Source organism: Rathayibacter sp. RFBD1, assembly GCF_002932915.1.
Taxonomy (GTDB): Bacteria; Actinomycetota; Actinomycetes; order Actinomycetales; family Microbacteriaceae; genus Rathayibacter.
Map to the genome: position 1 here is coordinate 203,692 of NZ_PSWQ01000020.1, position 25,272 is coordinate 228,963.

The window sequence follows — 25,272 nt, forward strand, 5'->3', positions numbered from 1 at the left end:
CGGCTCAGGCGGAGCCGACGGGCGGGAGGACGATGTCGACCGCGAGACCCCGGGGGGAGCGGTTGACCAGGGCGACCGTCCCGCCGGCCGAGAGCACGGTGGTGTGCACCAGGGCCAGTCCGAGACCGCTGCCGCCGGAGGCGAGGGTCCGGGAGTCGTCCGGGCGGGAGAAGCGGTCGAAGGCGACCGGGATGAAGGCGTCGGGCATCCCCGGTCCGTCGTCCGAGACGCTGAGCATCAGGCGCCCGTCCGACTGCGAGAGGGAGGCGACGATCATGCCGCCGCCGTTCATCGCCTGGATCGCGTTCCTCACGAGGTTGTCGATCACCCGGCCGAAGTCCTGGGACGCGACCGCGTAGAGCCGCGCGGGCTCGCGCTCGTCGATCTCGTAGTCGATCTCCACCCCCGACTCCGAGGCGAGCAGGCGGGTGCGGTCGACGGCGCCCACCAGCTCGTCGACGAGCTCGGCGAAGGGAGCGGTCGGGCGGACGGTGCGGCTCTCGATGCGCGAGATGTCGAGGAGGGCGGATGCGAGGCGCACGAGCCGGTCGACGCTCTTCTGCGCGTCGAGGATGACCCGGTCGACCGCGACCGGGTCGTCGACACGGTGGTGGGCGATCTCGAGCTGCGCGGAGAGCGCGGCGAGGGGAGTGCGGAGCTCGTGGCTCGCATCCGACACCATCTGCTTCTCCCGGGCCAGCGACGCGGTCTGCTTGGTCAGGAACGCGTTCAGCGTCACCGCGAGCTCGTCGATCTCGTCGCGCGTGCCGACGACCGGGAGCTGGTCGCCCTGCCCGGGCTCGGCGGCGATCTGATCCGCGCGCGCCCGCATCCGGCGCACCGGGGCGAGGGCCGCGCCCGTCAGGATCCACGAGGCGAGCCCGAACGTGACGACGAGGAAGATCGCGGCGTAGACGAGCACGTGGGCGAAGTCGTCGAGGACGAGCTGCGACGCGGCCTGATCGCGGGCGGAGGCGACCTGCCAGACGCCGCGATCGCTCTCGATGGCCGTGAAGCGGACCAGGTAGCTGCCGTTCGCCGTCGTCACGTCGGCGTACCGGGGCGAGGTGTCGGCGGGCTCCTCCGCCAGAGCGCTGAGCACCTCGCCGCTCAGGCGCGAGGGCATGGTCGAGGTGCTGACGCTCCCGTCGGGCGCGAGGGCGAGGAACAGCTGGCCCGTCGACGAGCCCTGCGTCCGCGGGACGTTGCCCGCCGAGATGTCGCGGCGCACCTCGTCCTCGATCGACATCAGGATCGTCCGCTCGCTGCGGTCGACGATGCCGGTGACCACCTGGTAGAAGAGCAGCGCCGCGAGCGCGAAGAGGGCGGTCGCCACAGCGACCGTTCCCACGGTGATCCTCGCGCGGATCGAGAGCGCGCCGACCCGGCGGCGTGCCGTGCTCATCCGCGACACGGGCTACTCGACCGGGCGGAGGAAGTATCCCTTGCCGCGGACAGTCACGATGCTGACGCCCGTGTCCTCGGTCGGGAGCTTCTTGCGCAGGTAGCTGACGTACTGGTCAACGATGTTGTTGTCGACGATCTCGCCGCCGCCCCAGATCTCGGAGAGGATCCGCTGGCGGGTCACCACGGAGCCGACGGGAGTGATGAGGAGCTTGAGGAGCTCGAGCTCCTTCGGGCTGACGTGGATGCGCGAGCCGTCGGCGGTGCGCCGGATGCTCGATCCGTCCACGGTGATGCGTCCGACGTCGATCGAGGTGGACATCAGCGACGGGCTGCGGCGCAGGAGGGCCCGGAGCCGCGCGTTGAGCTCGGTGAACGCGAACGGCTTGGTGAGGTAGTCGTCCGCTCCGGCGTCGAGCCCGAAGACGCGGTCCTCGATCGCGTCCCGCGCGGTCAGCAGCATGATCGGCGTGGGCCGGCCGAGCTCGCGGATCCGGCGGCAGATCTCGAAGCCCGACATCGCCGGGAGCATGACGTCCACGATGGCGGCCGAGAACTCGGCGTTGCTGAACGCGACGAGCGCGTCGATGCCGTTCGTGGTGAGCACGGCCTCGTAGCCGGCGTCTTCGAGGCCGCCGACGAGGGCCTCACCCATGGCTGGATCGTCTTCGACGACAAGGATCTTCACGCGCTCACCCTACGGCCCGGCTCTTCGGAGGACGCACTGCGCGGGCCGTGTGTCGATCGGATGCGGGATCGACCCATCCGATCGGCGCTGGGCGACGAATGAGGAGTAATAGACCGCTCGGGGGCGTGGCGGGAGAGGCGCGATCAGTGGCGCAATTCTACTCTTCTCCCCCCGTCGGCCCGATGATACTGTTCGCGAAGTTCACCTCTACCGTCACCCGAAGGCGGCACAAACATGCTCAATATTCTTTCCATCTGGGCGCGTCTCGCGCTGTCGGTCCTCCTGTGGATCGTCCTTCTCCCCGTCATGCTCGTCCTGCTGCCGTTCCGCACGGGCAGGAGCGCCTCGCTCCCCGCCCTGCGACCGGCGCCGGTTCCCGCACAGACGGTGGCGATCGACACCCGGAGCACCAGCGGCGCGTACTAGGCCCACTTCCCGGTCGTTCCGGGCCCGACGCTCCGCTCCCATGAGCTCCGGCGTCGTCCGCCCACCGATCCCCGACACCCGAACAGCCGTGCCTCTCTCCGCCAGGAGGGGGCGCGGCTGTTCGTCGTTCCCCGGGTCGATCCCGACTGACCGACAGATGTCGATTTCGGCTACTCTCGATCGCGAGCCGCGTCAAGCCCTTCGCAGAATCTCAGGGACTGGCAATACAGTGCTCGCACATGGTTCACCGATCGGAAGGAACACGGATGCTTCGCGCCACGCTCGACACCGCTGGGATCCAGCTCGATTCGACCACGGGAGCCCCCGTGCGCCCCGACACCCCGGTCTCGGTGGTCGCGTCGGCGCCTCAGAGCCTGATCTCGCGGATGCTCGGACGCCGCCGCTGCGAAGCCTGCGGAGCGGCCTCGGCCCGTCGCCGCGACGGCTTCTGCTCGGCCGACTGCGCCGGCACCTTCCACCTCTACGAGTGAGCCCGACCGGCCGAGTGCCGGTGGTGAACGTTCCGAAGGCCCGTGATCGACGATCGCGGGCCTTCGTGCTGTCTCGGGAGTGTCGGAGCGCCGGGTGAGGAGCGCCACGGTCGGACTCGGTCGCCCACCGGGTGACGCCGCTCGGTCCGTGATGGAGGGGTGCGCCTCGAGGGGCGTCGAGCACCGGGGCTGAGCGCCCATGTGCGAGGGAGGGGAGCGGAGGACCGCCGATGTGCCCCCAGTAGGATTCGAACCTACGCCCCTGCCTCCGGAGGGCAGTGCTCTATCCCCTGAGCTATGGGGGCCAGGAGTGCCTGACCACATTAGCACCCGGGCGGGGCGGGCCCCGACGCCGGGAGCGGTCCTCGCGCATGCCACGATGGAGCCATGCTGCGCACCGTCTCCGCCTCGCTGGATCTGCGTCTGAACGGCCCGACCGACCTGATCTTCCTGGTGGCGGCGACGCCCACGGGCGACTCGTTCGAGGACTCCTTCACCGTCCGGCTCGACGGGCAGGACGTGCCGGTGCGGGAGTTCCCGGCGCGGCACGGCGCCCGCGTGCACCGCGTCGCGGGGAACGAGGGCGACCTGCGGGTCGAGTACCGGGCGCGGGTCGCCGGCCACGGCGCTCCGGACGAGCCGAGCGAGCTCGAGCTCGTCGAGTACCTGCGGCCGAGCCGGTACGCCGAGGCGGACGTGCTCGGCGGGATCGCCCGGCGCGAGTTCGGGCGGGCCCGGGGCTTCGAGGCGCTGACGGCCGTCGAGGAATGGGTGCACGGCCACCTGTCGTACGTCTACGGGTCGACGGTCGGCACCGGGGGAGCGGCGCAGGTCATCGAGAGCGGCCAGGGCGTGTGCCGGGACTTCGCGCACACGGTCGCCGGGCTGCTCCGCGCCCTCGACATCCCCGCCCGGGTGACGGCGGTCTACGCGCCGGGCCTCGAGCCGCGGGACTTCCACGCGGTCACGGAGGCCTGGGTGGGCGGCGCCTGGCACGTCGTGGACGCGACCCGGCTGGCTCCGCGCGGGTCGATGCTGCGCATCTCGTCCGGCCGGGACACGGCGGACACCGCGTTCCTCAGCAGCTACCTGACGGACCTGCGCCTGACCGGGATGAGCGTGGAGGCCGACTGCGACGCGGCGCTCGTCGACGACCACGTCTCGCCGGTGCGCCTGGGCTGACGCCGGGGCTCAGCCGGCGAGGACGCCGATCGCCGACCGCACGAGCGGCTCGGGGTCGCCCGGCTCGACGAAGGAGGCGCTGGACGCCTCGATCCAGTACTCGCCGACGAAGGCGTCCGCGACGCCCCGCCCCTCGGCCACCTGGTAGTAGCCCTCGATCTCCGGCGGCTTGCCGTAGGTGGGGACGGCCTTGCTGGTGGTGAAGAACTCGTTCTTGAGCGCCTCGATCACCGCGGGGTCGAGGTGGGCCACGGCCAGCTGCAGCTCGGCGCCCGAATCGTCGGACCATCCGCAGACCAGGCCGTCGTACTGGGCGATCTCCTCGGAGACGGCGGTGGTCCCGATGCCGTCGTCCGGGGAGAATCCGCCCCACAGGCCCGCGAGCGCCGAGGCCGGGACCAGCTGCTCGCAGGCGAGGGGGATCGGCGTGCCGCTGACGGCGCCGCTCGCGCTCGGCTCCGGGTCGGCCGCGGGGGAGCAGCCGGAGAGGGCCGCCGCTGCGAGGGCGACGAGGAGGAGGGCGGCGGGACGGCGCATGCGTCGCACCCTAGCAACGCCGCCCTGCCGAGCGGCCCCGCGGTGCAGGAGGGACGGGGGGCGCGGGCGCGGCGGCCGGTAGAATCGCTCCCCGTGACTCCCGAACAGCTCGCCGCCTCCCTGCACGCCCTCGTCCTCGACGCCGTGCAGCGACGGGGGAGCGATGCGGGCGTCGAGCTCTCGGACGTCGTGCTGGAGCGCCCGAAGAACCGCGACCACGGCGACTGGGCCTCGAACATCGCGATGAAGCTCGCGAAGCGGGTCGGCGCGAACCCGCGCGAACTCGCCGCCGAGCTGGCCGAGGGGCTGGGCGCGGTCGAGGGCGTCGCCACCGTCGAGGTCGCCGGTCCCGGCTTCCTCAACGTCCGGCTCGAGGCCGCGGCCGCGGGCGCACTTGCCGGCGCGATCGTCGAGGCGGGCGAGGCCTACGGCACCGGGTCCGCCTACGCCGGCGTCCGGATGAACCTCGAGTTCGTCTCCGCCAACCCCACCGGCCCCATCCACATCGGCGGGACGCGCTGGGCGGCGGTCGGCGACAGCCTGGCCCGGATGCTCCTCTCGCAGGGCGCCGAGGTGACCCGCGAGTACTACTTCAACGACCACGGCGCGCAGATCGACCGCTTCACGCGGAGCCTCCTCGCCGCCCACCGCGGCGAGCCGACCCCGGAGGACGGCTACGGCGGCGCCTACATCGGCGACATCGCCGAGCGCGTCGCGGCCGCCTACCCGGGCGACCTCGCCGTCCTGCCCGAGGAGGAGCTCGCCGAGACCTTCCGCTCGATCGGCGTCGAGCTGATGTTCGGCGAGATCAAGCAGAGCCTGCACGAGTTCGGCGTCGACTTCGACGTGTACTTCCACGAGAACTCCCTGCACGAGTCGCGTGCCGTCGACCGCGCGATCGAGCGTCTCCGCGAGCTCGGGCACATCTTCGAGGCGGACGGCGCCACCTGGCTGCGGACCACCTCGTTCGGCGACGACCGCGACCGCGTCATCATCAAGAGCGACGGGGAGGCGGCCTACATCGCGGGCGACCTCGCCTACTACCTCGACAAGCGCGAGCGCGGCTTCGATCGGGCGATCATCATGCTCGGCGCCGACCACCACGGCTACATCGGCCGGATGATGGCGATGTGCGCGGCGTTCGGCGACACCCCGGGCGTGAACCTCGAGATCCTGATCGGCCAGCTGGTCAACCTGCTCCGCGACGGCGAGGCGGTCCGGATGTCCAAGCGGGCGGGGACCGTCGTCACGATGGAGGACCTCACGGAGGCCGTCGGCGTGGACGCCGCACGCTACTCGCTGGTGCGCTCCTCGGCCGACTCGACCCTCGACATCGACCTCGACCTGCTGACCAAGCGGAGCAACGACAACCCCGTCTACTACGTGCAGTACGCCCACGCGCGCACCCGCCAGGTCGCGGCGAAGGCCGCGGCGTCGGGCGTCCCCGTCGAGCCGTTCGCGCCCGAGACGCTGGTGCATCCGACCGAGTCGGCGCTGCTCGGCGGCCTGCAGGAGTTCCCGCGCATCGTGGCGCACGCCGCGGAGCTGCGCGAGCCGCACCGCGTCGCGCGGTACCTCGAGGAGGTCGCCGGCCTCTACCACCGCTGGTACGACAACTGCCGGGTCGTGCCGCAGGGCGAGGACCCGGTCGAGGCCGTGCACTCGACCCGGCTGCGCCTGAACGAGGCGACCGGGCAGGTGCTCCGCAACGGGCTCTCCCTGCTGGGCGTCACGGCCCCGGACCGGATGTGAGCGCGTCGGGGGCGGCGCCGCGGCGCCGGCGCGGGGGACGCGCGGCCGTGGTGGTCGTCGTGGTGCTGGTGCTGCTCGTGGTCGCGGCGGTGGTGGGCGACTCGCTCGCCCGCCGCGCCGTCGCGGACCGCGCCGCCGCGAGCCTCCGCGAGGCGCTCGCACTGCCCGCGGACCGGGCGGTGGACGTCGACGTCGCCGGCTGGGCCGTGCTCCCGCAGCTCGTCTCGGGGCGGCTGGACCGGCTCGACCTGCGCAGCTCGGACGTGACGTTCGGCGAGCTCGACGGCGACGTCGCCGCGACCCTGATCGGGGTGCCGGTGAGCGGCGTCGGAGCGGTCGAGTCGGGCAGCACGACGGTCGCGATCGACGCGGCCTCGGTCTCGCGGCTCGTCACCGAGCGCAGCACCGTTCCTGTCGACGAGGTGACCCTGGACGCTCCGCTCGTGCGCGTGACCGCCTCCGTCGAGGTGCTGGGCCTCCGGCTCGGCGCGGGCGTGGGGATGGAGCTCGCCGCCGTGGACGGCGCCATCCGGCTGACCCCGGCCGAGGTCTCCGCCGCCGGTGCGACCTTCTCGGCGACCGACTTCCGCGACCGCTTCGGCGCCGTCTCCGGCGACCTGCTCGCTCCGTCCTCCGTGTGCATCGCGGACTCGGTGCCGCGCGGACTGACGCTGACCGGGGTCGAGGTCGCCGACGAGTCGCTGAACGCGAGCTTCGCGCTCTCTCCGGCGTTCCTCAGCGACCCCGCGGAGCAGGAACCGGGCACCTGCGCCTGAGCCCGCGCGGCGCCGCCGCCCCGGACCGGTAGGATCGGAGCCCTGTGCCGGCGTCTTCCGCGGGCCGAACACTGACATCGCTGGCTTCAGGGGTCAATCCGGACCCGCTCGCCCCGCAGTGACGCTCCCACTCTCTCCTGTGAGGTCTCACCCGTGGACACCGTCGACGCCCGCGCCCGCGCCCCCCGGCATCCGCTCGCGCCTGAGTGGCTGCACACGCCCGCCGACCCGAACGCCCTGGCCGACGGCGTGTGGCCGGACAGCGCCGAGCGCGGCGAGGACGGCGGGATCCGGATCGCCGGAGTGCCCGTCGCCGAGCTGGTGCGCGAGCACGGCACTCCTCTCTACGTGGTGGACGAGGCCGACGCCCGCCGCCGGGCCGTCGAGATGCGCGAGGTCTTCGCCCGCGAGCTCGGCCGCATCGGCACCGGCGTCACGGTCTACTACGCGGGCAAGGCGTTCCTCTCGACCGAGGTCGCCCGCTGGATGCGCGACGAGGGCCTGAACCTCGACCTCTCCAGCGGCGGCGAGATGGCAGTGGCCCTCGCCGCAGGGATCGAGCCCGAGCGCTTCGGCCTCCACGGCAACAACAAGTCGCTCCGCGAGATCGACCGGGCCGTCGAGGTGGGCGCGGGCACGATCGTGCTCGACAGCCTCGTCGAGATCGAGCGCGTCGCAGCCGCGGCCGAGCGGCACGGCCGCGTGCAGGCGGTGCGCCTCCGTGTCAACAGCGGAGTGCACGCGCACACCCACGAGTTCCTCGCCACGGCGCACGAGGACCAGAAGTTCGGCCTCGCACTCGCCGACTGCCCGGCCGCGGTCGCTCGCATCCGCTCCTTCTCCTCCCTGCGGTTCCTCGGGCTGCACTGCCACATCGGATCCCAGATCTTCGGCTCCGCCGGGTTCGCGGAGTCGGCGTCGCGCCTGCTCGACGTCCACGCGGCACTGCTCGCGGACGGCCCCGTGCCGGAGCTCAACCTCGGGGGCGGCTTCGGCATCGCGTACACCAGCGCCGACGACCCGACCCCGATCGCCGAGATAGCGGCCGCCGTCGCCGACGCGGTCGCCGAGCAGTGCGCCGCCCGCGGCGTCCCGGTGCCTCACATCGCGATCGAGCCCGGCCGCTCGCTGATCGGGCCCGCCGGCGTCACCCTCTACGAGGTGGGCACCGTGAAGGACGTGACGGTCGGCTCCGAGGGCTCGACCGCGGTCCGCCGCTACGTCAGCGTCGACGGCGGCATGAGCGACAACGCCCGTCCGGCGCTCTACGGCGCCGACTACACGGCGCGGATCGCCGACCGCTCCTCCTCGGCCGAGCCCGCCCTCGTGCGGGTGGCCGGGAAGCACTGCGAGTCGGGCGACATCGTCGTCCACGACGACTTCCTGCCCGCGGACGTGCGGCCGGGCGACCTGCTCGCCGTCGCCGCGACCGGCGCCTACTGCTGGTCGCTCGCCAGCAACTACAACTACCTCGGGCGCCCCCCGGTGGTCGCCGTCCGCGACGGGCGCTCGCGCGTCCTCGTGCGCGGCGAGACCGAGGAGGACCTCCTCCGCCGCGACGCCGGCATCGAACGAAAGGCCACCTCCCGATGATCGAGTACCGCAGCCTCCGCGTCGCCCTGCTGGGCGCCGGGTCCGTCGGTGCCCAGGTGGCGCGCCTCCTGCTCGACCACGGCGACGAGCTCGCCCAGCGCGTGGGGGCGCCGCTGGAGCTCGTAGGCGTGGCCGTCAGGGACGTGGACGCGCCCCGCACCGCCGACATCCCGAAGCACCTGCTCACCACCGACGCCGAGTCGCTGATCCTGGGCGCCGACATCGTGGTCGAGCTGATCGGCGGGCTCGAGCCCGCCCGCAGCCACATCCTCACGGCGATCTCGTCGGGCGCGGACGTGATCACAGCCAACAAGGCGCTGCTCGCCGCCCACGGCAACGAGCTCTTCGAGGCCGCCGACCAGGTGGGCGCCCAGCTCAACTACGAGGCGGCCGTCGCCGGCGCGATCCCGATCATCCGGCCGCTGCGCGACAGCCTCGCCGGCGACCGGGTCCACCGCATCCTCGGCATCGTCAACGGCACGACCAACTACATCCTCGACCGGATGGACACCGAGCACGCGAGCCTCGAGGACGCGCTCGCCCGCGCGACCGAGCTCGGCTACGCCGAGTCCGACCCGACCGCCGACATCGAGGGCTACGACGCGGCGCAGAAGGCGGCGATCCTCGCCCGCCTCGCGTTCCACACCGACGTCCCGGTCACCCTGGTCCACCGCGAGGGCATCACCGGCATCACCAAGGCGCAGGTCGACCAGGCCCGCGACTCCGGCTACGTGATCAAGCTGCTCGCGATCTGCGAGCGGCTGACCGACGCCAAGACCGGCGTGGAGGGCGTGTCCGCGCGGGTCTACCCCGCGCTCGTGCACCGCTCCCACCCGCTCGCGGCCGTGCACGGGGCCAACAACGCGGTCTTCGTCGAGGCGGAGGCGGCCGGCGACCTGATGTTCTACGGCGCCGGCGCCGGCGGGATCGAGACGGCCTCCGCCGTCCTCGGCGACGTCGTCTCGGCCGCCCGCCGCCACGTCGTCGGCGGCCCCGGCCTGGTGACCAGCGCGAGCTCCGGGCTCGCGGTCCTCCCGATCGGCCACGTCACGACCCGGTACCAGGTCACCCTCGAGGTGCTCGACCGCCCCGGCGTGCTCGCGCAGATCGCGGGCGTCTTCGCCGACCACGGCGTCTCGGTCGAGACCCTGGTGCAGACCCCGCCCGGTGCCGACCCGCTGGAGGAGCAGGGCGGTGCGGAGCGGCGCGAGCCGACCGCTACCCTGGTCATCGGCACGCACGCCGCGGCGGAATCCGATCTGGCGGCCACCGTCACCGCCCTCCATTCGCATGGTTTCGTCGGCGCCGTGACGTCCGTTCTACGAGTTGAAGGAGCCTGAGATGGCCAAGCAGTGGCGCGGAGTCCTGCACGAGTACGCGGACCGCCTCGATGTCACCGAGTCGACCCCGGTCATCACTCTCGGCGAGGGCGGCACGCCGCTCATCCCCGCGGCGGCGCTCTCGGCGCGCACGGGCGCGAAGGTGTGGGTCAAGTACGAGGGCATGAACCCGACCGGCTCCTTCAAGGACCGCGGCATGACCATGGCGATCTCGAAGGCCGTCGAGCACGGCGCGAAGGCCGTCATCTGCGCTTCGACCGGCAACACCTCCGCGTCGGCCGCCGCCTACGCGACGCACGCCGGCATCACCGCGGCCGTCCTGGTGCCGGAGGGCAAGATCGCCCTGGGCAAGCTCAGCCAGGCGATCGCGCACAACGCGCAGCTGCTGCAGGTGCAGGGCAACTTCGACGACTGCCTCGACATCGCCCGCGACCTCGCGAAGAACTACCCGGTCCACCTGGTCAACTCGGTGAACCCGGACCGCATCGCCGGACAGAAGACCGCGGCCTTCGAGGTCGTCGAGGTGCTGGGCGATGCTCCGGACTTCCACATCGTCCCGGTCGGCAACGCGGGCAACTACACCGCCTACTTCCGCGGCTACTCGGAGGAGCTGGAGCGCGGCGAGTCGACCCGCCTCCCGCGCATGTTCGGCTTCCAGGCCGAGGGCTCCGCTCCGATCGTGCACGGCGCCCCGGTCCGCCACCCCGAGACGATCGCCAGCGCGATCCGGATCGGCAACCCGGCCTCGTGGGAGCTCGCCCTGAACGCGCGCACCGTCAGCGACGGCTACTTCGGCGCGATCAGCGACGAGAAGATCCTCGAGGCGTACCGCATCCTCGCGGGCGAGGTCGGCGTCTTCGTCGAGCCGGCGTCGGCGATCAGCGTCGCGGGGCTCCTCGAGCGCGCCGAGGCCGGAGCGATCCCGAAGGACGCCACCGTCGTCCTGACGGTCACCGGCCACGGGCTCAAGGACCCGCAGTGGGCGCTCCGCACGGCCGACGGCGCGGACATCACGCCGACCGTCGTCCCCGTCGACACCGCCGCGATCGCCGACGTGCTGGGGCTGGCCGGCGCATGACCTCGGCGGTTCCCGTCGGCCGCACCGTCCACGTCAAGGTCCCCGCCACCTCGGCGAACCTGGGCCCCGGCTTCGACACGCTCGGCCTGGCGCTCTCGTTCTACGACGAGCTCGACGTGACGGCCGTCGCGGCCACGGGTGCGCGGGTCACCGTGCACGGGGTCGGCGAGGGCGAGGTGGCGACCGACGAGACGAACCTCGTCGTGCAGGCCATCGCGTACACGTTCGCCGACCAGCGGCAGGAGATGCCCGGCATCGAGGTGATCGCGCGCAACATCATCCCGCACGGCCGCGGGATGGGCTCGTCCGGCGCCGCGATTGTCTCCGGCATCATGGCCGCGAAGGGCCTGCTCGAGGGCGTCGTCGAGCTCGACTCGGACGACCTCCTCCGCATCGCCACCGAGATGGAGGGGCACCCCGACAACGTGGCGCCCGCGCTGTTCGGCGGCCTCACCATCGCCTGGGTCGAGCCGCACGCCTCCGGCGCCGACGACTCGCCGCTGCGCCCGCGCTCCAAGAAGCTCATGGTCCACCGCGGCGTGTCCCCGGTCGTCTTCGTGCCCGAGCACACCATGTCGACGCGGCTGGCCCGCTCGCTGCAGCCGCAGAGCGTGCCGCACGAGGACGCGGTCTTCAACGTCTCGCGCTCCTCGCTCCTGATCGCCGCCCTCATCCAGAGCCCGGAACTGCTGTTCGCGGCGACCGAGGACAAGCTGCACCAGAACTACCGCGCGGCTGCCATGCCCGAGACCTCAGCGCTGATCGCGCTGCTGCGCTCGCACGGCTACGCGGCGGTCGTCTCGGGTGCGGGACCGAGCGTCCTGGTGCTCTGCAGCGACCCCGCGCAGCGCCTCGCCGCCGCGGATCTGGTGGAGCGGGAGGCCCCCACGCCGTGGCGCGCGCACATGCTGGCCGTCGACTTCAAGGGTGCTACAGTGGGGACCGCATCCCGAGGAACCGCGTAACGAGCGGAATCTGTCCGACGGATCGTCCCGACAACCACGGCCATCACATCGTGTGAAGGGCGCCCCTGCTCCTCTTGCAGACCGGCGCCTGGTCTCCGGGCCCTCTCCTCGCTCTCTGCGGCAGTCGGTCCCGGCGGCCGAGAGCATCGCGTGGATCAGAACACGCGATGGCACCGCACGGTCGATGAGCTCTCCCGGTGAGCACTCGTTCCCGGGGGGAAGGAACCCTCTCCAGTGACAGACGTCAACACCCACGGCTCGGCCGTGGACCTCGCCGCCGACCTCTCCGGTCTGCGCGTCGCCGAGCTCCAGGCTCTCGCGACGCGGCTCGGCCTCGGCGGCGCCTCCAAGCTCCGCAAGGGCGAGCTGGTCCAGGCCATCTCGGACCTGCGCGCCGCCTCCGCCGAGGACGCGCCCGCCGCGATCGCCGACGCGGTCGGTCCGGACGACGCAGCGGTCGCCCCGGACGTCGACGCCACCGGCGTCGAGGCCGAGCCGGCCGATGTGGCCGAGCAGTCCGCTCCGCAGCCCGAGGCGCCGGCGGAGCTGCCGACGCCCGTCGAGAGCACCGAGGCCGACACGGCCGACGTCCTCGAGCAGGCCGCGCCCACCGTCGACGAGCCCTCCGCGACGGCCGCCGAGTCGGCCCCCGTCGAGCTCGAGCTCCCCGCGGCGGCCGAGCCGGTCGCCGAGCCCGCCGAGCGCGCGCCCCGCCGACGCAGCTCGCGCCGCGCCTCCAGCGGCACCGTCGCCGCCGGCGAGCACCTCAACATCCCCGGCGGGACCGGCGTCGAGTCGCTGATCCCCGACCTCCCCGTCATCGAGCAGGACCGCGACGCCGACCAGGCCGCGAAGCCCGTCATCGACATCGAGCTGCCCAACGGGCCGGAGTCGGACGACTCCTCCCGCGAGGGCGGCCAGCGCGAGCGCCGCGGACGCCGCCGCAGCCGCGGGGGCGCCTCCGAGCAGAGCGAGCAGGCCGAGCAGGCGCCCGCCGAGAACGACGCCGACTCCTCCGACTCCGGCGACCAGCAGGAGCAGCAGGGCGGCGACCAGCAGCAGAACGGCGACCAGCAGGGCACCGGCCGCGGTCGCAACCGCCGCAACCGGAACCGCAACCGCGGGGACGACCGCCAGAACGACGCTCAGCAGAGCCCCGCCGCGCAGTCCCAGCCGCAGAACGGTCAGGGCGCGCGCGCCGCGCAGTCCGAGGGCCAGCAGGCTCCTCAGCAGAACGGCTCCGGACAGCCCCAGAACGGCCAGCAGGCCGAGGGCGAGGACGGCCGCCGCAGCCGCTACCGCGACCGCAAGCGCCGCGGCGGAGCGATCGGCGACGACTTCGAGCCCGAGATCGGCGAGGACGACGTCCTCATCCCGGTCGCCGGCATCCTCGACGTCCTCGACAACTACGCCTTCGTGCGCACCACCGGGTACCTGCCCGGCGTCAGCGACGTCTACGTCTCCCTCGGCCAGGTCAAGAAGTACAACCTGCGCAAGGGCGACGCGGTCGTCGGCGCCATCCGCCAGCCCCGCGAGGGCGAGGGCGGCGGCCGCCAGAAGTACAACGCGATCGTCCGCGTCGACTCGATCAACGGCCAGACCGTCGAGGAGGCCGCTGCGCGCGTCGAGTTCCAGAAGCTCACGCCGCTCTACCCGACCGAGCGCCTGCGCCTCGAGACCGAGCCCGGCAAGCTGACCCAGCGGATCATCGACCTGGTCGCCCCGATCGGCAAGGGACAGCGCGGCCTGATCGTCGCGCCGCCCAAGGCCGGCAAGACCATCGTCCTGCAGCAGATCGCCAACGCGATCGTGCAGAACAACCCCGAGGTCCACCTGATGGTCGTCCTGGTCGACGAGCGTCCCGAGGAGGTCACCGACATGCAGCGCACCGTGCGCGGCGAGGTCGTCGCCTCCACCTTCGACCGCCCGGCCGAGGACCACACGACCGTCGCCGAGCTCGCTATCGAGCGCGCCAAGCGCCTGGTCGAGCTGGGCCACGACGTGGTCGTGCTGCTCGACTCCATCACCCGTCTCGGCCGCGCCTACAACGTGACCGCTCCTCCCTCGGGCCGCGTGCTCTCGGGCGGCGTGGACGCCTCGGCGCTGTACCCGCCGAAGAAGTTCTTCGGCGCGGCGCGCAACATCGAGAACGGCGGCTCGCTCACCATCCTCGCGACGGCGCTCATCGAGACCGGCTCGAAGATGGACGAGGTGATCTTCGAGGAGTTCAAGGGCACCGGCAACATGGAGCTCCGCCTCTCCCGTCACCTCGCCGACAAGCGGATCTTCCCCGCCGTCGACGTGAACGCCTCCGGCACGCGCCGCGAGGAGATGCTGCTCAGCGCCGACGAGGTCAAGATCACCTGGAAGCTGCGCCGCGCCCTCGCCGGGCTCGACCAGCAGCAGGCGCTCGAGATCATCCTGTCGCGCCTGAAGGAGACCTCGTCCAACGTCGAGTTCCTCATGCAGGTCTCGAAGTCGGCCGTCGGCCCGGCCACCGCCGGCCACGGCAACGGCCACCACTAGCGCCCCGACGTCCGCGGTCGCCCCTGTCACCGGGGGCGGCCGCGGACGTTTTCGCGTCCCCGGGCGATGAGCCCGACCCCGACCACCTCCGGAAGCCAGGACCCCATGTTCGAATCCGTCAGCGTCCTCCTCGCCGAGCACGAGGACCTGCAGACGCAGCTCTCCGACCCGGCCCTCCACGCCGATGCCGCCCGCGCGAAGAAGGTCAACCGGCGCTACGCGGAGCTGAGCCAGATCAAGGCGGCCCACTCCGCCTGGATCCAGGCCGGCGAGGACCTCGAGGCCGCGCGCGAGCTCGCCCGCGAGGACGAGGCCTTCGCGGAGGAGGTCCCCGAGCTGGAGGAGTCGCTGCGGGTGGCGCAGGAGAAGCTGCGGCGCCTGCTCATCCCGCGCGACCCCGACGACGGCCGCGACGTCATCATGGAGATCAAGGGCGGCGAGGGCGGAGCCGAGAGCGCGCTGTTCGCGGCCGACCTCCTCCGGATGTACCTGCACTACGCCGAGGCGAAGGGCTGGAAGACGGAGATCCTCGACCGCGACGAGTCCGACCTCGGCGGCTACAAGAACGTGCAGGTCGCGATCAAGAGCAACGCCACCGATCCCTCGCAGGGCGTGTGGGCGCACCTCAAGTACGAGGGCGGCGTGCACCGGGTGCAGCGCGTCCCCGTGACCGAGTCGCAGGGGCGGATCCACACCTCGACCACGGGCGTGCTCGTGTTCCCCGAGGTGGACGCGCCCGAGGAGGTCGCGATCAACCAGAACGACCTGAAGATCGACGTCTACCGCTCCTCCGGTCCCGGCGGGCAGTCCGTCAACACGACCGACTCCGCCGTGCGGATCACCCACCTCCCGACCGGCATCGTCGTGTCGATGCAGAACGAGAAGAGCCAGCTGCAGAACCGCGAAGCGGGCATGCGCGTGCTGCGCGCCCGCATCCTGGCCCGCCAGCAGGAGGAGATCGCCGCGGCGGCCTCGGACGCGCGCAAGACGCAGATCCGCACGATGGACCGCTCCGAGCGCATCCGAACCTACAACTTCCCCGAGAACCGCATCGCCGACCACCGCACCGGCTACAAGGCGTACAACCTCGACGGAGTGATGAACGGCGCGCTCGACCCGGTGGTGGAGAGCGCCATCCAGGCCGACGAGGAGGCCCGCCTGGCCGACATCGGCTCCGAGGAGGCGTGACCCTCGTGACCACCGGCGTCGACGCGCGCACCCTCCTCGCGGACGCGGTCGCCCGCCTCGCCGCCGCCCGCGTCCCCACACCGGACGTCGACGCGGAGCTGCTTCTCGGGCACCTGCTCGGGCTCGGCCGCGGCCGGCTGCAGGCGCGCCTCATCACGGGGCTGACCGTCGATGACGAGCACGCCGCGGCGTTCGCGAGCGCGATCGAGCGCCGGTCGGCTCGCGAGCCCCTGCAGCACATCACCGGGATCGCGCCGTTCCGCTCGCTCGAGCTCGCGGTCGGACCCGGCGTGTTCGTGCCGCGACCCGAGACCGAGGGCGTCGCGCAGATCGCGATCGACGCGCTCCGTGCGGTCGTCGACCCGGAGCCGATCGCCGTCGACCTCGGCACGGGCAGCGGAGCCCTGGCGCTCGCGCTCGCGCACGAGGTGCCGCACGCGCGCGTGATCGGCGTGGAGAACGCTCCCGAGGCGTTCATCTGGGCCCGCGGCAACCGCGAGCGGCTCGGGCTCGAGAACGCCCGCATCGTCTTCGACGACCTCGCCCGCGCGCTTCCCGAGCTGGACGGCACCGTCTCCGTCGTCGTCTCCAACCCGCCCTACATCCCGGCCGCCGCCGTCCCGCGCGACCCGGAGGTGCGCCTGTTCGACCCGCCCTCGGCGCTCTACGGCGGCGAGGACGGCCTGGACGTCGTCCGCTCGCTCTCGGCGACCGCCCTCCGCCTGCTCCGCTCCGGGGGAGTGCTGGTGATGGAGCACGGCGAGCTGCAGGGCGCCGAGATCCGCGCCCTGCTCACCGCCGACGGCTGGCGCGGAGCGACCACGCAGCGCGACCTCACCGGCCGCGACCGCGCGACGGTGGCGGTGCGCTGAGGCGTCGCGGAGCTCTGGCCTGGCCGCCCGGGCCGTCCGATCTCAGTCGCCGAAGGTGATGTCGAGGTAGGGGGTGGTGGTGGATTCGCGGGTCTCGATGCGGACGACGCTGCCTGCTGTTCCCGGGGGGAGGTGGGCTTGGTCGATGCCGAGGGAGAGGGTGGGGGTGGAGGCTGCGGCTTTGGCGGCGAGGGCGTCGGTGAGGTCGGTGGTGCGGGCGGTCTTGGTGGTGTCGACGAGGGTGCTGCCGAGGATGGGGCCGAGGGCGGGGCGGTTGGTGAAGGTGAGTCCCTTCTCGGTCCAGGTGGTGGGGGTGTCGTGGAAGTCGAGGAGGACGGGGGATCCGTTGTCGGTGATGGCGGCGGTGGTGGTGAGGGTGGCGCCGGTGACGGTGCGGCCCTGGAGGGCGCTGAGGTCGAAGCGGAGGTAGCCGACGCGGGTGTAGCTCTGGTCGGTGGTGGTGGAGGCGCTGGTCTTGACGAGCATTCCGGTGATGGCGCCGTAGTTGGTGCCCGCTGATGCTCCGCCCTGGACGTAGGAGTCGGCGGTCGGGTAGAGACGGACCTTCGTCCTGTCGACCACCGTCACCGGAACGCTCTTCGACGCGGTCACGCCGTTCAGAGTCGCCGTGACCGTGAGGGTGCTGGATCCGGGCGCGAGCGCGGTGAGTGCGCCGGTCGGATCGACGCCGAGCACCGGGGTACTGGACGAGGAGTAGGCGAAGGCGACGCCGGTGCTGTCCAGTGGCGCACCCGTCGTGTCCGTGGCCGTCGGCGCGAGCTGGACCTGTGCGCCGAGGTCGAGCGTCGTCACTGTCGGTGCGATCCCGACCCCGCCCGGGTACAGCGGCGCCCGAACCGGCGGCGGGGTGTCGAAGGTGATGTCGAGGTAGGGGGTGGTGGTGGATTCGCGGGTCTCGATGCGGACGACGCTGCCTGCTGTTCCCGGGGGGAGGTGGGCTTGGTCGATGCCGAGGGAGAGGGTGGGGGTGGAGGCTGCGGCTTTGGCGGCGAGGGCGTCGGTGAGGTCGGTGGTGCGGGTGGTCTTGGTGGTGTCGACGAGGGTGCTGCCGAGGATGGGGCCGAGGGCGGGGCGGTTGGTGAAGGTGAGTCCCTTCTCGGTCCAGGTGGTGGGGGTGTCGTGGAAGTCGAGGAGGACGGGGGATCCGTTGTCGGTGATGGCGGCGGTGGTGGTGAGGGTGGCGCCGGTGACGGTGCGGCCCTGGAGGGCGCTGAGGTCGAAGCGGAGGTAGCCGACGCGGGTGTAGCTCTGGTCGGTGGTGGTGGAGGCGCTGGTCTTGACGAGCATTCCGGTGATGGCGCCGTAGTTGGTGCCCGCTGATGCTCCGCCCTGGACGTAGGAGTCGGCGGTCGGGTAGAGACGGACCTTCGTCCTGTCGACCACCGTCACCGGAACGCTCGCCGAGCGGATGACGCCGCCCGATTCGACGAGCACGCCGATCATGGCGGTCCCCGCGGTGCGCCCGGTGACCGAACCCGACCGGTCGACGGAGGCGACGGCGGGATCGGAGGAGCCCCAGGTGAGCCTCACCGAGGACGCGGGGAGCGTCCGCCCGTCCGGCCCGGTACCCGTCGCCGAGGCCGCGGCCGTTGCGCCGGCCTGCACCTCGGACGCGGAGATCGCGGCCGTCGCGAACGAGAGGCTCTTGTCCGGCACGTGCACGTGCGCGTCCTCGGTGAAGCTGTAGATCCTGACCTCCCGCAGCGCCGTCCAGACGTCCTTCGTGCCGTCCCCGTGACCGACCAGGCGGACGAACCGGGTATCGGAGGGCATCGCCGCAGCGACGGAGGCCCATCCGCCGGTCCCGAGGTAGGACCCGGAGGTACGAGCGGTCCACGTCCGGCCGTCGGGGGAGCTGAGGAGATCGAACTTCGACAGTCGACTGGAGTTGGCGACCCAGGAGAGGTCGAGGCGCTCGACCGCCGTGGCGCGCGCGAGCTGCCACGTGATCGAGTTGTCGCCCCACGTGGACCAGTACGCTCCCTCGGTCCCGTCGAAGGTCACCTCCGGTGACCCCGCCGTCGTCCGGGAGGCGACCGCGCTCTCGATCCGGATCGGCCCCGGTGTGAGGAGGACGCGGTAGGTGGTCGGAGTCCTGCCGGGCTCTGTGATGGTGGTCGAGGCCCAGCCGGGAACGGCGGCGGGCGAGGTCGAGGTGACGACCGATCCGGCCGCGGCCTGCGCGGCGACCACGGGCACCGGGCCGGTCGGGTCGACTGCTGCTGTGTAGGCGACGTCGTCGCCCGCGAAGGACGGGAGGGGGGTGCCGCCCACCGTCACGCCGGTGGCCCGGCTCGTCCCGACCGCATCCAGTGACCACGATGACAGGCCGACCACCGGGGCTGCCGCTGCCACGGGGGCGTCGCCGTGGAGCGGGGAGAACTGCACGGCGATCCGGACGCTGTCGGTCCCGGAGGCCGCGATGGTCAGCTTCCTGTCGGCGAGGTTCGAGCTCTGACCGGCCGGTCGCGGTGAGGTGGCCAGGGGAGCGGCGTCCATGACGGAGAACCGGAAGGAGTCGTCGGTGACGATGCGGGCCAGCATCCGTTGGCCGTCACGGTAGAGGGTGGCGCTGCGGCCGTCGTCCGAGACGTCGATCAGGGCCTCGGTGTTCATGGACCAGAGCGCCTCGACGGGGCCGGACCGCTCGACCTCGTCCTGCACGAGGAACTGGTCGCGTCCGTCGAAGAGCTTCACGCCCCGCTGCCAGGTGGTGCCGCCCGGGAGAAGGGCGGACAGGTCGCTGACCGCCAGCGACGAGGAGGCGTTGGCGTCCGAGCGGACCATCGTCGACCGCCCGGTCGCGTAGGCGGTCGAGCTTCTGAAGGGGTCGACGAGGAGGGTGCTGTGCGCCTCCTGCCTGTTCCGGTAGTAGGTCCACCGGGACTCGCCCTCGAAGTAGCCGGCGAGGCTGTAGTCGTCCCGTCCGAGGTCGGAGGACCACCTCTCGCCCAGAGCGTCGAGGATGAAGGAGCCGGAGTCCTGGTGCTGGTGCCCGCTCGTGGGGCTGCTGGCCGAGCGGAAGCCGACGGAGGTGCCGTCCGCGTCCCAGGACGATCTCATCGTGCTCACGCCGGCGGCTGCGGAGAAGGAGTCCCTCGACGCCCCGGGGCCGGCCGCGGCGGTCGTGGCGGCCCGGTACCAGATGAGCCGCTGCGCATCGCTGCCGGTCTGCTTGCCGCCGACGGAGAGGAAGTCGGCGTTGTCGAACTTCTTCGCCAGGTACAGCTGCGACGGCGGGTTGAGCTGCGTCGAGTCGCTGTCGCCGAAGTCGTACATCTCCTTCGACGCCCCGAGCATCTGCACGGGGAAGTAGCCCGTCGTGCTGACGCCGGGCGAGGCTGCCAGGCCCCAGTCCGTCCCGGTTGCGACATCGAGTGTGCTCAACGCAGAGGCGAGATACCGCGTCGCGTACTCCCAGTACGTCGGCCCCTCGGCGTACCCGCCGTCGGGCCCGAACTGCGCGAGGCCCCGGCGGAGACTGGGGGTCGCGTAGCCGAGGATCCGATCGGAGAGGCCCGCATTGTCCTGCGCCGTCGCGACTGCACCGGCGATCATCCCTCCGTTCGCCACGATGTTCCAGTTGTTGGTGACGACGGCCCAATTGCCGCCGTACGCGTAGGGGCCGGAGGTGTTCGCCGGCGCGGAGTAGACGGGCACGGACGGCTGGAGGCCGAGCCGTTGGATGGCGGAGCTCAGTGTGCTCCGCTGGGAGGGTGTCCAGCGGGCGTAGAGCCAGTCGTAGCCGATGGCCATCCCCTGCGTCATCTCGGCGGTGTCGAGGAAGTGATCCGGATTCCAATCGGCGAACTTCGATGCCGCGTCGAGATCGAGCCAGAGCCGGTCCGCGTAGGCGGGGGACCCGGTCACCAAATAGCTGATGCCCAGAGTCCGGGCGCGCTGGACGAGGGTCTGCGACGTCTCCAGGATGCGGATGCCGTCCGGAGAGCTCCGCTTCAGAACCGGTTCAGTGAGCATCCGGTCGGCCTCCGCGCGGACGCGGTTCCATACGGCGGTGACGGCGGGATCGGACGACACCGACGCTCGCAGATCGACGACCGACTGCTGGTCGAGCTCGAGCCTCGGGTGCGCCGTCGTGACGTCGGCGGCCGTGGGGCCCGTGCCCGCTGCGGCTGCGCTGCCGGCCGGTGACACCGCGCCGAGAACGGCCAGCAGAGCGATGACCGAGGACACCGCGAACGCCTTGCCGAAGCGGAGGAACCGCCGGCGCGAGGAGGAGGACCGGTCCGGCCGTCGGTGAGAGCGGTCGTGCAGGGGAGTCGCTTCAGGGGCGTCGAGCATGATGGCGCGTCCTCCCGGGATTGCCGATGCGGTGCGCTTGCGACGGTATCCACGGTGAGGAGCGATCGGGCCGGACTGACGAAGCCTCGAGGCCGGTGACCCTCGAAAGGGTAGGAGGAGACGCGGGTCGTCCGCTCCGGGTACGGGCTCAGCGCTTCCGAGCGCGGAGCAGGAAGACGATCTGGACGATGAGGACGGTGAGCTCGGTGACGACCTCGGCGGCCAGACCTCCGGGCGCGCCGAAGGTCCGGGACAGCAGCCAGATGAGCACCGGCCCCGTCGCCGCTCCGACGAGCGCGCTGTTGCGCAGCGCCTTCAGGCGACGGAGAGCGACCAGGCCGAGACCGCCGGTAGCCCGCGACACGCAGGTGATGGCGATGACCCCTCCGCAGAGAGCGGTGATGGGGAGCGGGAGGGTTATCTCCCCGCTGAACAGGATCTGAGCCGCGAAGCCCCCGAAGAAGGCGAAGCCGGTTCCGGCGACGAGCCCGAGGACGGCGTTGGCGCCGACGGCGCGCGCGATGCGGCGGAAGCGGTCGGCATCGGATCCGGGCGCCCCGACCCACGCCTGCAGCGCATTGGGGAAGGCGGCGAGCAGCGCCAGCACCAGGCGCTGGAGCCGCTCCGCGGCGGAGAAGACGACGAGAGCTCCCGGCGCGGCCGCTCCGACGATCGCCACCGGCAGGGCGATGTAGGCCGCGCTGGCCAGTCGTCCCTGGAGGGCGACGTTCTGCGCGCGGACGGCACGAAGGATCCGGCGCGGGCCCAGAGAGCGCAGGAACCCGAGTCGGCTCCCTGCAGCGAACCAGCCGAGGACCGGAGGCACGATCGTACCGACGGCGAGTAGCACCGGATAGACCGCCAGCGGCGCTCCCGCGGCACTGATCAGGAGCACGGTGAGCCCGTTGGCGGCCAGTCTGGGCAGGGCGTCGAGGAGCAGGATGTTCCGCGGCTGGCCTGCGCCGATGAAGAACCACGCCGGCGACAGCGTGCTCAGTGCGACTGCGACGGCGATCCACACGGCCGCGACCGGATCCGCCGGCGCGAGCAGGCCGGTGACGATCACCACGGGGACGACCAGCGGCAGGAAGACGAGGACTTTCGTCGCCGTGGCCAGAGCATAGGTCTGCGATCGGGCCCGCCGCCCCATCCGGGCGATCCGCTGGGGGCCGTTCAGGCCCCAGCCGAGTTCGACGACGACCGCTGCGGCGGACCCGATGGACTGGGCGACGGCGACGGACGCCCACGCCGTCGCTCCGAAGGAGCTGGTGATGGAGGGGATGACGATCAGCGGGCTCAGGGCGCTGATCAGAGGGATCAGGACGAAACCGAGGAGGCGCAGGATCGGCTTCGAGCGCCGCGGACCGTTCGGAGCGGCTCCCCGCATCTACTTCTCCACGAGACCGTGGAGACCCACGATCATCGCGGCGACGTGGGGTCGGCGGCGGGACAGCTCCGCGACCGAGGCGGCGACTCCGCGCGGATCGCGGGCGCTGAGGGCGCCCCGCAGCATCTGCGTGGCGACGAAGTCTCCGTAGGCGCGGGAGTCCAGGGCGTCGCCGTGGCGGGCGAGCCAGGCGGCACTCGCGCGCCAGTCCGCCGTCTTCGAGATCGAGGCGGCGGAACCCTGCTGGACGTGCACGAGAGCGAGGGGGACGTAGGTCATCCGCGCGTCGGCCGCAGCCCACCGCGCGACGAGGTCCCAGTCCTGGTGCTTCTTCATCGAGGGGTCCCACGGGTACTCGTCCAGGAGGCGCCTGCTCGCGAGCAGGGAGCTCGTCTGGATGTACCCCGTGCCGTGCTTGAGGCTCGGACGGGCGACGAGATAGGACGCGACGGACTGACCCGCCGCGAGCTCGCGCGTCGGCAGCCGGCGCACGCCGTCGCCCGACTCGTGGAAGTAGGTGGCGGTGTAGCAGACATCGGCCGAGGACTCGGAGAGCGCCTTCACCTGGCGGGCGAGCTTCTCCGGCTCCCACCAGTCGTCGTCGTCGAGGAACGCGACGTGCGAGGTCTCGGCCGCTCGGGCTCCGGTGCTGCGGGCGTTCGCCCCGCCGGTTCTGCCCGCCGTCACCAGGAGGACCTCGTCCTCGAGAAGACTCCGCACGTGGTTCTCGCGGGAGGGGTCGTCGAGGACGACGACCGTCCGGCCTCCAGCGCCCGTCTGTCCGCGCACCGACTGCAGAGCGCGAGCGAGCGCAGTTCTGCCGAGGGTCGGGACGACGGTGGTCACGTCGCGGGTGGTGAGGCTCATCGGGTCCCCGCTCCGCGGAGCGTGTTGCGGAGGATCAGTCCGGCCAGCGCGAACGGCTCCACGAAGTACCGGGTGCAGAGGCGCCGCGGATCGTGCAGGAACCTCCACGCCCACTCCAGGCCGACAGAGCCGAGCCAGCGCGGACTCAGCTCGACAGCGCCTGCGATGTAGTCGACGGCCCCGCCCACGGTGGCGATGTACGCGTCGGGAAGGTCGTCCCAGTGCTCGTCCAGGAATCGCTCCTGCTTCGGCATTCCGAGGCCGACGATGAGGAGGGTCGGCGCGTGGCTGCGGATCGCGTCGACCACCGACTCCTCGTCCTCCCGTGCGAAGTACCCGGACGTCCCGGCCACGTCGTCGACGGCACGCGCCCTGCTCCAGGCGCTGACGGCCGCGGCGTTGATCTCCTCGGTGCCGCCGAGGATGAAGACCCGGCGGCCGGGCGAGCGCGTGTCGGACCAGAGCGCGTGGATCCAATCGGTCGACCCGATGCGCTCCTCGGTCGTGACCCGGCGCTTCAGTGAGGCCAGGGCCAGGACGGGCCACCCGTCGATCACCGCGATGTCGCTGCGCTCGTAGAACCTGCGGAACCAGGCGTGCTTGAGGTGGAGGTAGCTGCTGTGCAGATTGTGGTTGAGGATCAGCGTCGGCCCGGAGGGCTCGCTCGACACGAGGTCGGCGACTCGCGCAGCGGTCATCGGAGTGACCTTCACGGAGAGAAGGGGGACCTGGACGGCTGCCGGTCGTTCATGCACGGTGGGTGCTCTTTCTGATCAGTGCCTTCTGGACAGCGGTGTCGAGAGTGTCGGCTGTTGCTTCGGGGGAGAGAAGAGTGGTGAACCTCGCCTGGAGCGCTGCTCCCAGCTGCTCCTTGTCGGCGGTTCTGATCGCTGCGAGGACGCCGACGGGATCCGACCAGTCGGTGACCGGCAGGAAGGCTCCGGCCGCGAACTCCTCGATCGGCGGGGTCGGCGTCGCCGCCACGGCAGTCCCGAACACGGCCGCGTCCACGAGCTTCGCGGGGAGCTGGTAGAGCGCTGCCGGGCTGCGGATGTCCATGGGGAGGACGAGCACGTCCACGTCCGCGTAGATCTCGGACAGCGGTGTCGTTGGAGGCCGCATGACCCACTGCGCCGCCACATCGGAGGGCGGCGTCCATGACTGGGCGAAGGTGACGATGCCGACGTCCGGATCGGCCCGCAGCAGGGCGTTCAGAGTGTCCGCGCCCTTGTAGCTGCGGACGGTCCCGATGAAGCCAAGAGTCAGACGGCCGTCGGTGGAGGGCCCGCGCGGCCGATCTCGCGTCGTCGACACCCGGGTGTGGGGGATGACCGCGGACGCGTCACCGAGATCGAAGCGCTCGGCGTACACCCCGCGGAGTCCCGCGCTCGAGAAGGTGACGAGGCCGGCGTCGCGCGCGATCCTGGCCTGGCTCCGGCGGAGCCGGGACGGAGCCTTCCGGCGCAGCGGATTCGCCTTCGCCCGGTTGAGGAGGGACTCGGATCGGAAGGCCTCCATGATCGAGACGTCGTCGTCGTCGAAATCCGCGACCACGACGGTGTTCGGGATGCGGGAGAGGCGCCGAGCCAGACGCGGCAGGGGGTCCGTCCCCTTCGAGAACCAGACGATGGTCCTCCGCTCCGACGCTGACGCGCGGACGTCCCGCTCGATGCGCGCCAGATCTCTCCGCCCGAAAGGAACGACCTCCGCAGGGAACTGTCCCGCTCCGGCCCAGAGCTCCCCGTCCTCGAAGGCGAGAACCCGCACGCGTCCGAGCTCAGCCGCGGTGAGCGCCATGCTCAGCGCACGGCCCAGAGAGTTCGTCTTCGTCGAATCGCCGATGACGAAGGTCTCGGTGTCGATGATCTCAGGCATGT

The 25,272-nt window shown here is 71.9% G+C and carries 20 protein-coding genes and 1 tRNA gene; 12 read left to right on the forward strand and 9 right to left on the reverse strand.

Annotation, left to right across the window (positions count from 1 at the left end):
* Positions 1-4 precede the first annotated feature (4 nt).
* Positions 5-1,405, reverse strand: a complete 1,401-nt coding sequence (locus tag C5D50_RS10100) for a cell wall metabolism sensor histidine kinase WalK (protein ID WP_146076469.1) — start codon at positions 1,403-1,405, stop codon at positions 5-7.
* A 12-nt stretch (positions 1,406-1,417) separates the two neighbouring features.
* Entirely contained in the window at positions 1,418-2,092 is a 675-nt protein-coding gene (locus C5D50_RS10105) for a response regulator transcription factor (RefSeq protein ID WP_258059273.1), read from the reverse strand.
* Positions 2,093-2,326: 234 nt separating this feature from the next.
* Between C5D50_RS10105 and C5D50_RS10110 the strand changes: the two genes are divergently transcribed.
* Both C5D50_RS10110 and C5D50_RS10115 read left to right on the forward strand, forming a co-directional pair.
* A complete protein-coding gene (locus C5D50_RS10110; protein ID WP_104232732.1) occupies positions 2,327-2,518 on the forward strand; it encodes a hypothetical protein in 192 nt (63 codons plus the stop codon).
* A gap of 266 nt (positions 2,519-2,784) precedes the next feature.
* Positions 2,785-3,009 (forward strand): hypothetical protein, encoded by a 225-nt coding sequence (locus tag C5D50_RS10115; protein ID WP_104249561.1) that lies wholly within the window; start codon positions 2,785-2,787, stop codon positions 3,007-3,009.
* 233 nt (positions 3,010-3,242) lie between these two features.
* Here the strand turns inward: C5D50_RS10115 and C5D50_RS10120 are convergent.
* Positions 3,243-3,314: transfer RNA gene (locus C5D50_RS10120), tRNA-Arg, on the reverse strand.
* An 82-nt stretch (positions 3,315-3,396) separates the two neighbouring features.
* Between C5D50_RS10120 and C5D50_RS10125 the strand changes: the two genes are divergently transcribed.
* Positions 3,397-4,191, forward strand: a complete 795-nt coding sequence (locus tag C5D50_RS10125; RefSeq protein WP_104232730.1) for a transglutaminase family protein — start codon at positions 3,397-3,399, stop codon at positions 4,189-4,191.
* Between the two features lie 9 nt (positions 4,192-4,200).
* On the opposite strand, the gene C5D50_RS10130 is transcribed toward C5D50_RS10125, so the two are convergent.
* Complete coding sequence (locus tag C5D50_RS10130) at positions 4,201-4,728, reverse strand: hypothetical protein (protein WP_104237561.1); 528 nt, start codon at positions 4,726-4,728, stop codon at positions 4,201-4,203.
* Between the two features lie 93 nt (positions 4,729-4,821).
* Between C5D50_RS10130 and argS the strand changes: the two genes are divergently transcribed.
* The 9 genes from argS (at position 4,822) to prmC (ending at position 16,818) form a co-directional block, all read left to right on the forward strand.
* Entirely contained in the window at positions 4,822-6,480 is a 1,659-nt protein-coding gene (gene argS, locus C5D50_RS10135) for an arginine--tRNA ligase (protein ID WP_104222999.1), read from the forward strand.
* Between the two features lie 47 nt (positions 6,481-6,527).
* Positions 6,528-7,256: an LmeA family phospholipid-binding protein gene (locus C5D50_RS10140; protein ID WP_181137331.1), complete on the forward strand. Its 729-nt coding sequence runs from the start codon at positions 6,528-6,530 to the stop codon at positions 7,254-7,256.
* A 153-nt stretch (positions 7,257-7,409) separates the two neighbouring features.
* Positions 7,410-8,849 carry a diaminopimelate decarboxylase gene (lysA, locus tag C5D50_RS10145; RefSeq protein ID WP_104255072.1) on the forward strand — a complete coding sequence of 480 codons (1,440 nt, stop codon included), beginning with the start codon at positions 7,410-7,412 and terminating at the stop codon, positions 8,847-8,849.
* Positions 8,846-10,189 carry a homoserine dehydrogenase gene (locus C5D50_RS10150; RefSeq protein ID WP_104223002.1) on the forward strand — a complete coding sequence of 448 codons (1,344 nt, stop codon included), beginning with the start codon at positions 8,846-8,848 and terminating at the stop codon, positions 10,187-10,189. The genes lysA and C5D50_RS10150 overlap by 4 nt, the downstream gene beginning before the upstream one ends.
* 1 nt (position 10,190) lies before the next feature.
* A complete protein-coding gene (gene thrC / locus C5D50_RS10155; protein WP_104283418.1) occupies positions 10,191-11,267 on the forward strand; it encodes a threonine synthase in 1,077 nt (358 codons plus the stop codon).
* Positions 11,264-12,232: a homoserine kinase gene (thrB, locus tag C5D50_RS10160; protein WP_104223004.1), complete on the forward strand. Its 969-nt coding sequence runs from the start codon at positions 11,264-11,266 to the stop codon at positions 12,230-12,232. The genes thrC and thrB overlap by 4 nt, the downstream gene beginning before the upstream one ends.
* A 234-nt stretch (positions 12,233-12,466) precedes the next feature.
* Positions 12,467-14,758: a transcription termination factor Rho gene (gene rho, locus C5D50_RS10165; protein WP_104283419.1), complete on the forward strand. Its 2,292-nt coding sequence runs from the start codon at positions 12,467-12,469 to the stop codon at positions 14,756-14,758.
* Positions 14,759-14,863: 105 nt separating this feature from the next.
* The gene (gene prfA, locus C5D50_RS10170) at positions 14,864-15,946 is read left to right on the forward strand and encodes a peptide chain release factor 1 (RefSeq protein WP_104232724.1); all 1,083 of its coding nucleotides are present in this window, start codon (positions 14,864-14,866) and stop codon (positions 15,944-15,946) included.
* Positions 15,943-16,818, forward strand: a complete 876-nt coding sequence (gene prmC, locus C5D50_RS10175; protein ID WP_104232723.1) for a peptide chain release factor N(5)-glutamine methyltransferase — start codon at positions 15,943-15,945, stop codon at positions 16,816-16,818. Before prfA ends, prmC begins: the two co-directional genes overlap by 4 nt.
* Before the next feature lie 42 nt (positions 16,819-16,860).
* On the opposite strand, the gene C5D50_RS10180 is transcribed toward prmC, so the two are convergent.
* The 5 genes from C5D50_RS10180 to C5D50_RS10200 form a co-directional block, all read right to left on the reverse strand.
* On the reverse strand, positions 16,861-21,033 hold the full coding sequence (locus tag C5D50_RS10180) for a DNRLRE domain-containing protein (RefSeq protein ID WP_181137332.1): 4,173 nt from the start codon (positions 21,031-21,033) through the stop codon (positions 16,861-16,863).
* 256 nt (positions 21,034-21,289) lie between these two features.
* A complete protein-coding gene (locus C5D50_RS10185; protein WP_104283966.1) occupies positions 21,290-22,528 on the reverse strand; it encodes a hypothetical protein in 1,239 nt (412 codons plus the stop codon).
* Entirely contained in the window at positions 22,529-23,395 is an 867-nt protein-coding gene (locus C5D50_RS10190) for a glycosyltransferase family 2 protein (RefSeq protein ID WP_104283967.1), read from the reverse strand.
* Entirely contained in the window at positions 23,392-24,093 is a 702-nt protein-coding gene (locus C5D50_RS10195) for a WecB/TagA/CpsF family glycosyltransferase (protein WP_146083591.1), read from the reverse strand. The genes C5D50_RS10190 and C5D50_RS10195 overlap by 4 nt, the downstream gene beginning before the upstream one ends.
* 49 nt (positions 24,094-24,142) lie before the next feature.
* Positions 24,143-25,270 carry a hypothetical protein gene (locus C5D50_RS10200; protein ID WP_104283968.1) on the reverse strand — a complete coding sequence of 376 codons (1,128 nt, stop codon included), beginning with the start codon at positions 25,268-25,270 and terminating at the stop codon, positions 24,143-24,145.
* Between the last annotated feature and the right edge of the window lie 2 nt (positions 25,271-25,272).

Coding starts and splice junctions, on each gene's coding strand:
- C5D50_RS10200 (WP_104283968.1), bottom strand. CDS start 25,270: ATGCCTGAGATCATCGACACCGAGACCTTCGTCATCGGCGATTCGACG.
- thrC (WP_104283418.1), top strand. CDS start 10,191: ATGGCCAAGCAGTGGCGCGGAGTCCTGCACGAGTACGCGGACCGCCTC.
- C5D50_RS10130 (WP_104237561.1), bottom strand. CDS start 4,728: ATGCGCCGTCCCGCCGCCCTCCTCCTCGTCGCCCTCGCAGCGGCGGCC.
- C5D50_RS10195 (WP_146083591.1), bottom strand. CDS start 24,093: ATGACCGCTGCGCGAGTCGCCGACCTCGTGTCGAGCGAGCCCTCCGGG.
- C5D50_RS10115 (WP_104249561.1), top strand. CDS start 2,785: ATGCTTCGCGCCACGCTCGACACCGCTGGGATCCAGCTCGATTCGACC.
- C5D50_RS10125 (WP_104232730.1), top strand. CDS start 3,397: ATGCTGCGCACCGTCTCCGCCTCGCTGGATCTGCGTCTGAACGGCCCG.
- prfA (WP_104232724.1), top strand. CDS start 14,864: ATGTTCGAATCCGTCAGCGTCCTCCTCGCCGAGCACGAGGACCTGCAG.
- C5D50_RS10100 (WP_146076469.1), bottom strand. CDS start 1,405: ATGAGCACGGCACGCCGCCGGGTCGGCGCGCTCTCGATCCGCGCGAGG.
- C5D50_RS10110 (WP_104232732.1), top strand. CDS start 2,327: ATGCTCAATATTCTTTCCATCTGGGCGCGTCTCGCGCTGTCGGTCCTC.
- C5D50_RS10150 (WP_104223002.1), top strand. CDS start 8,846: ATGATCGAGTACCGCAGCCTCCGCGTCGCCCTGCTGGGCGCCGGGTCC.
- C5D50_RS10185 (WP_104283966.1), bottom strand. CDS start 22,528: ATGCGGGGAGCCGCTCCGAACGGTCCGCGGCGCTCGAAGCCGATCCTG.
- C5D50_RS10190 (WP_104283967.1), bottom strand. CDS start 23,395: ATGAGCCTCACCACCCGCGACGTGACCACCGTCGTCCCGACCCTCGGC.
- thrB (WP_104223004.1), top strand. CDS start 11,264: ATGACCTCGGCGGTTCCCGTCGGCCGCACCGTCCACGTCAAGGTCCCC.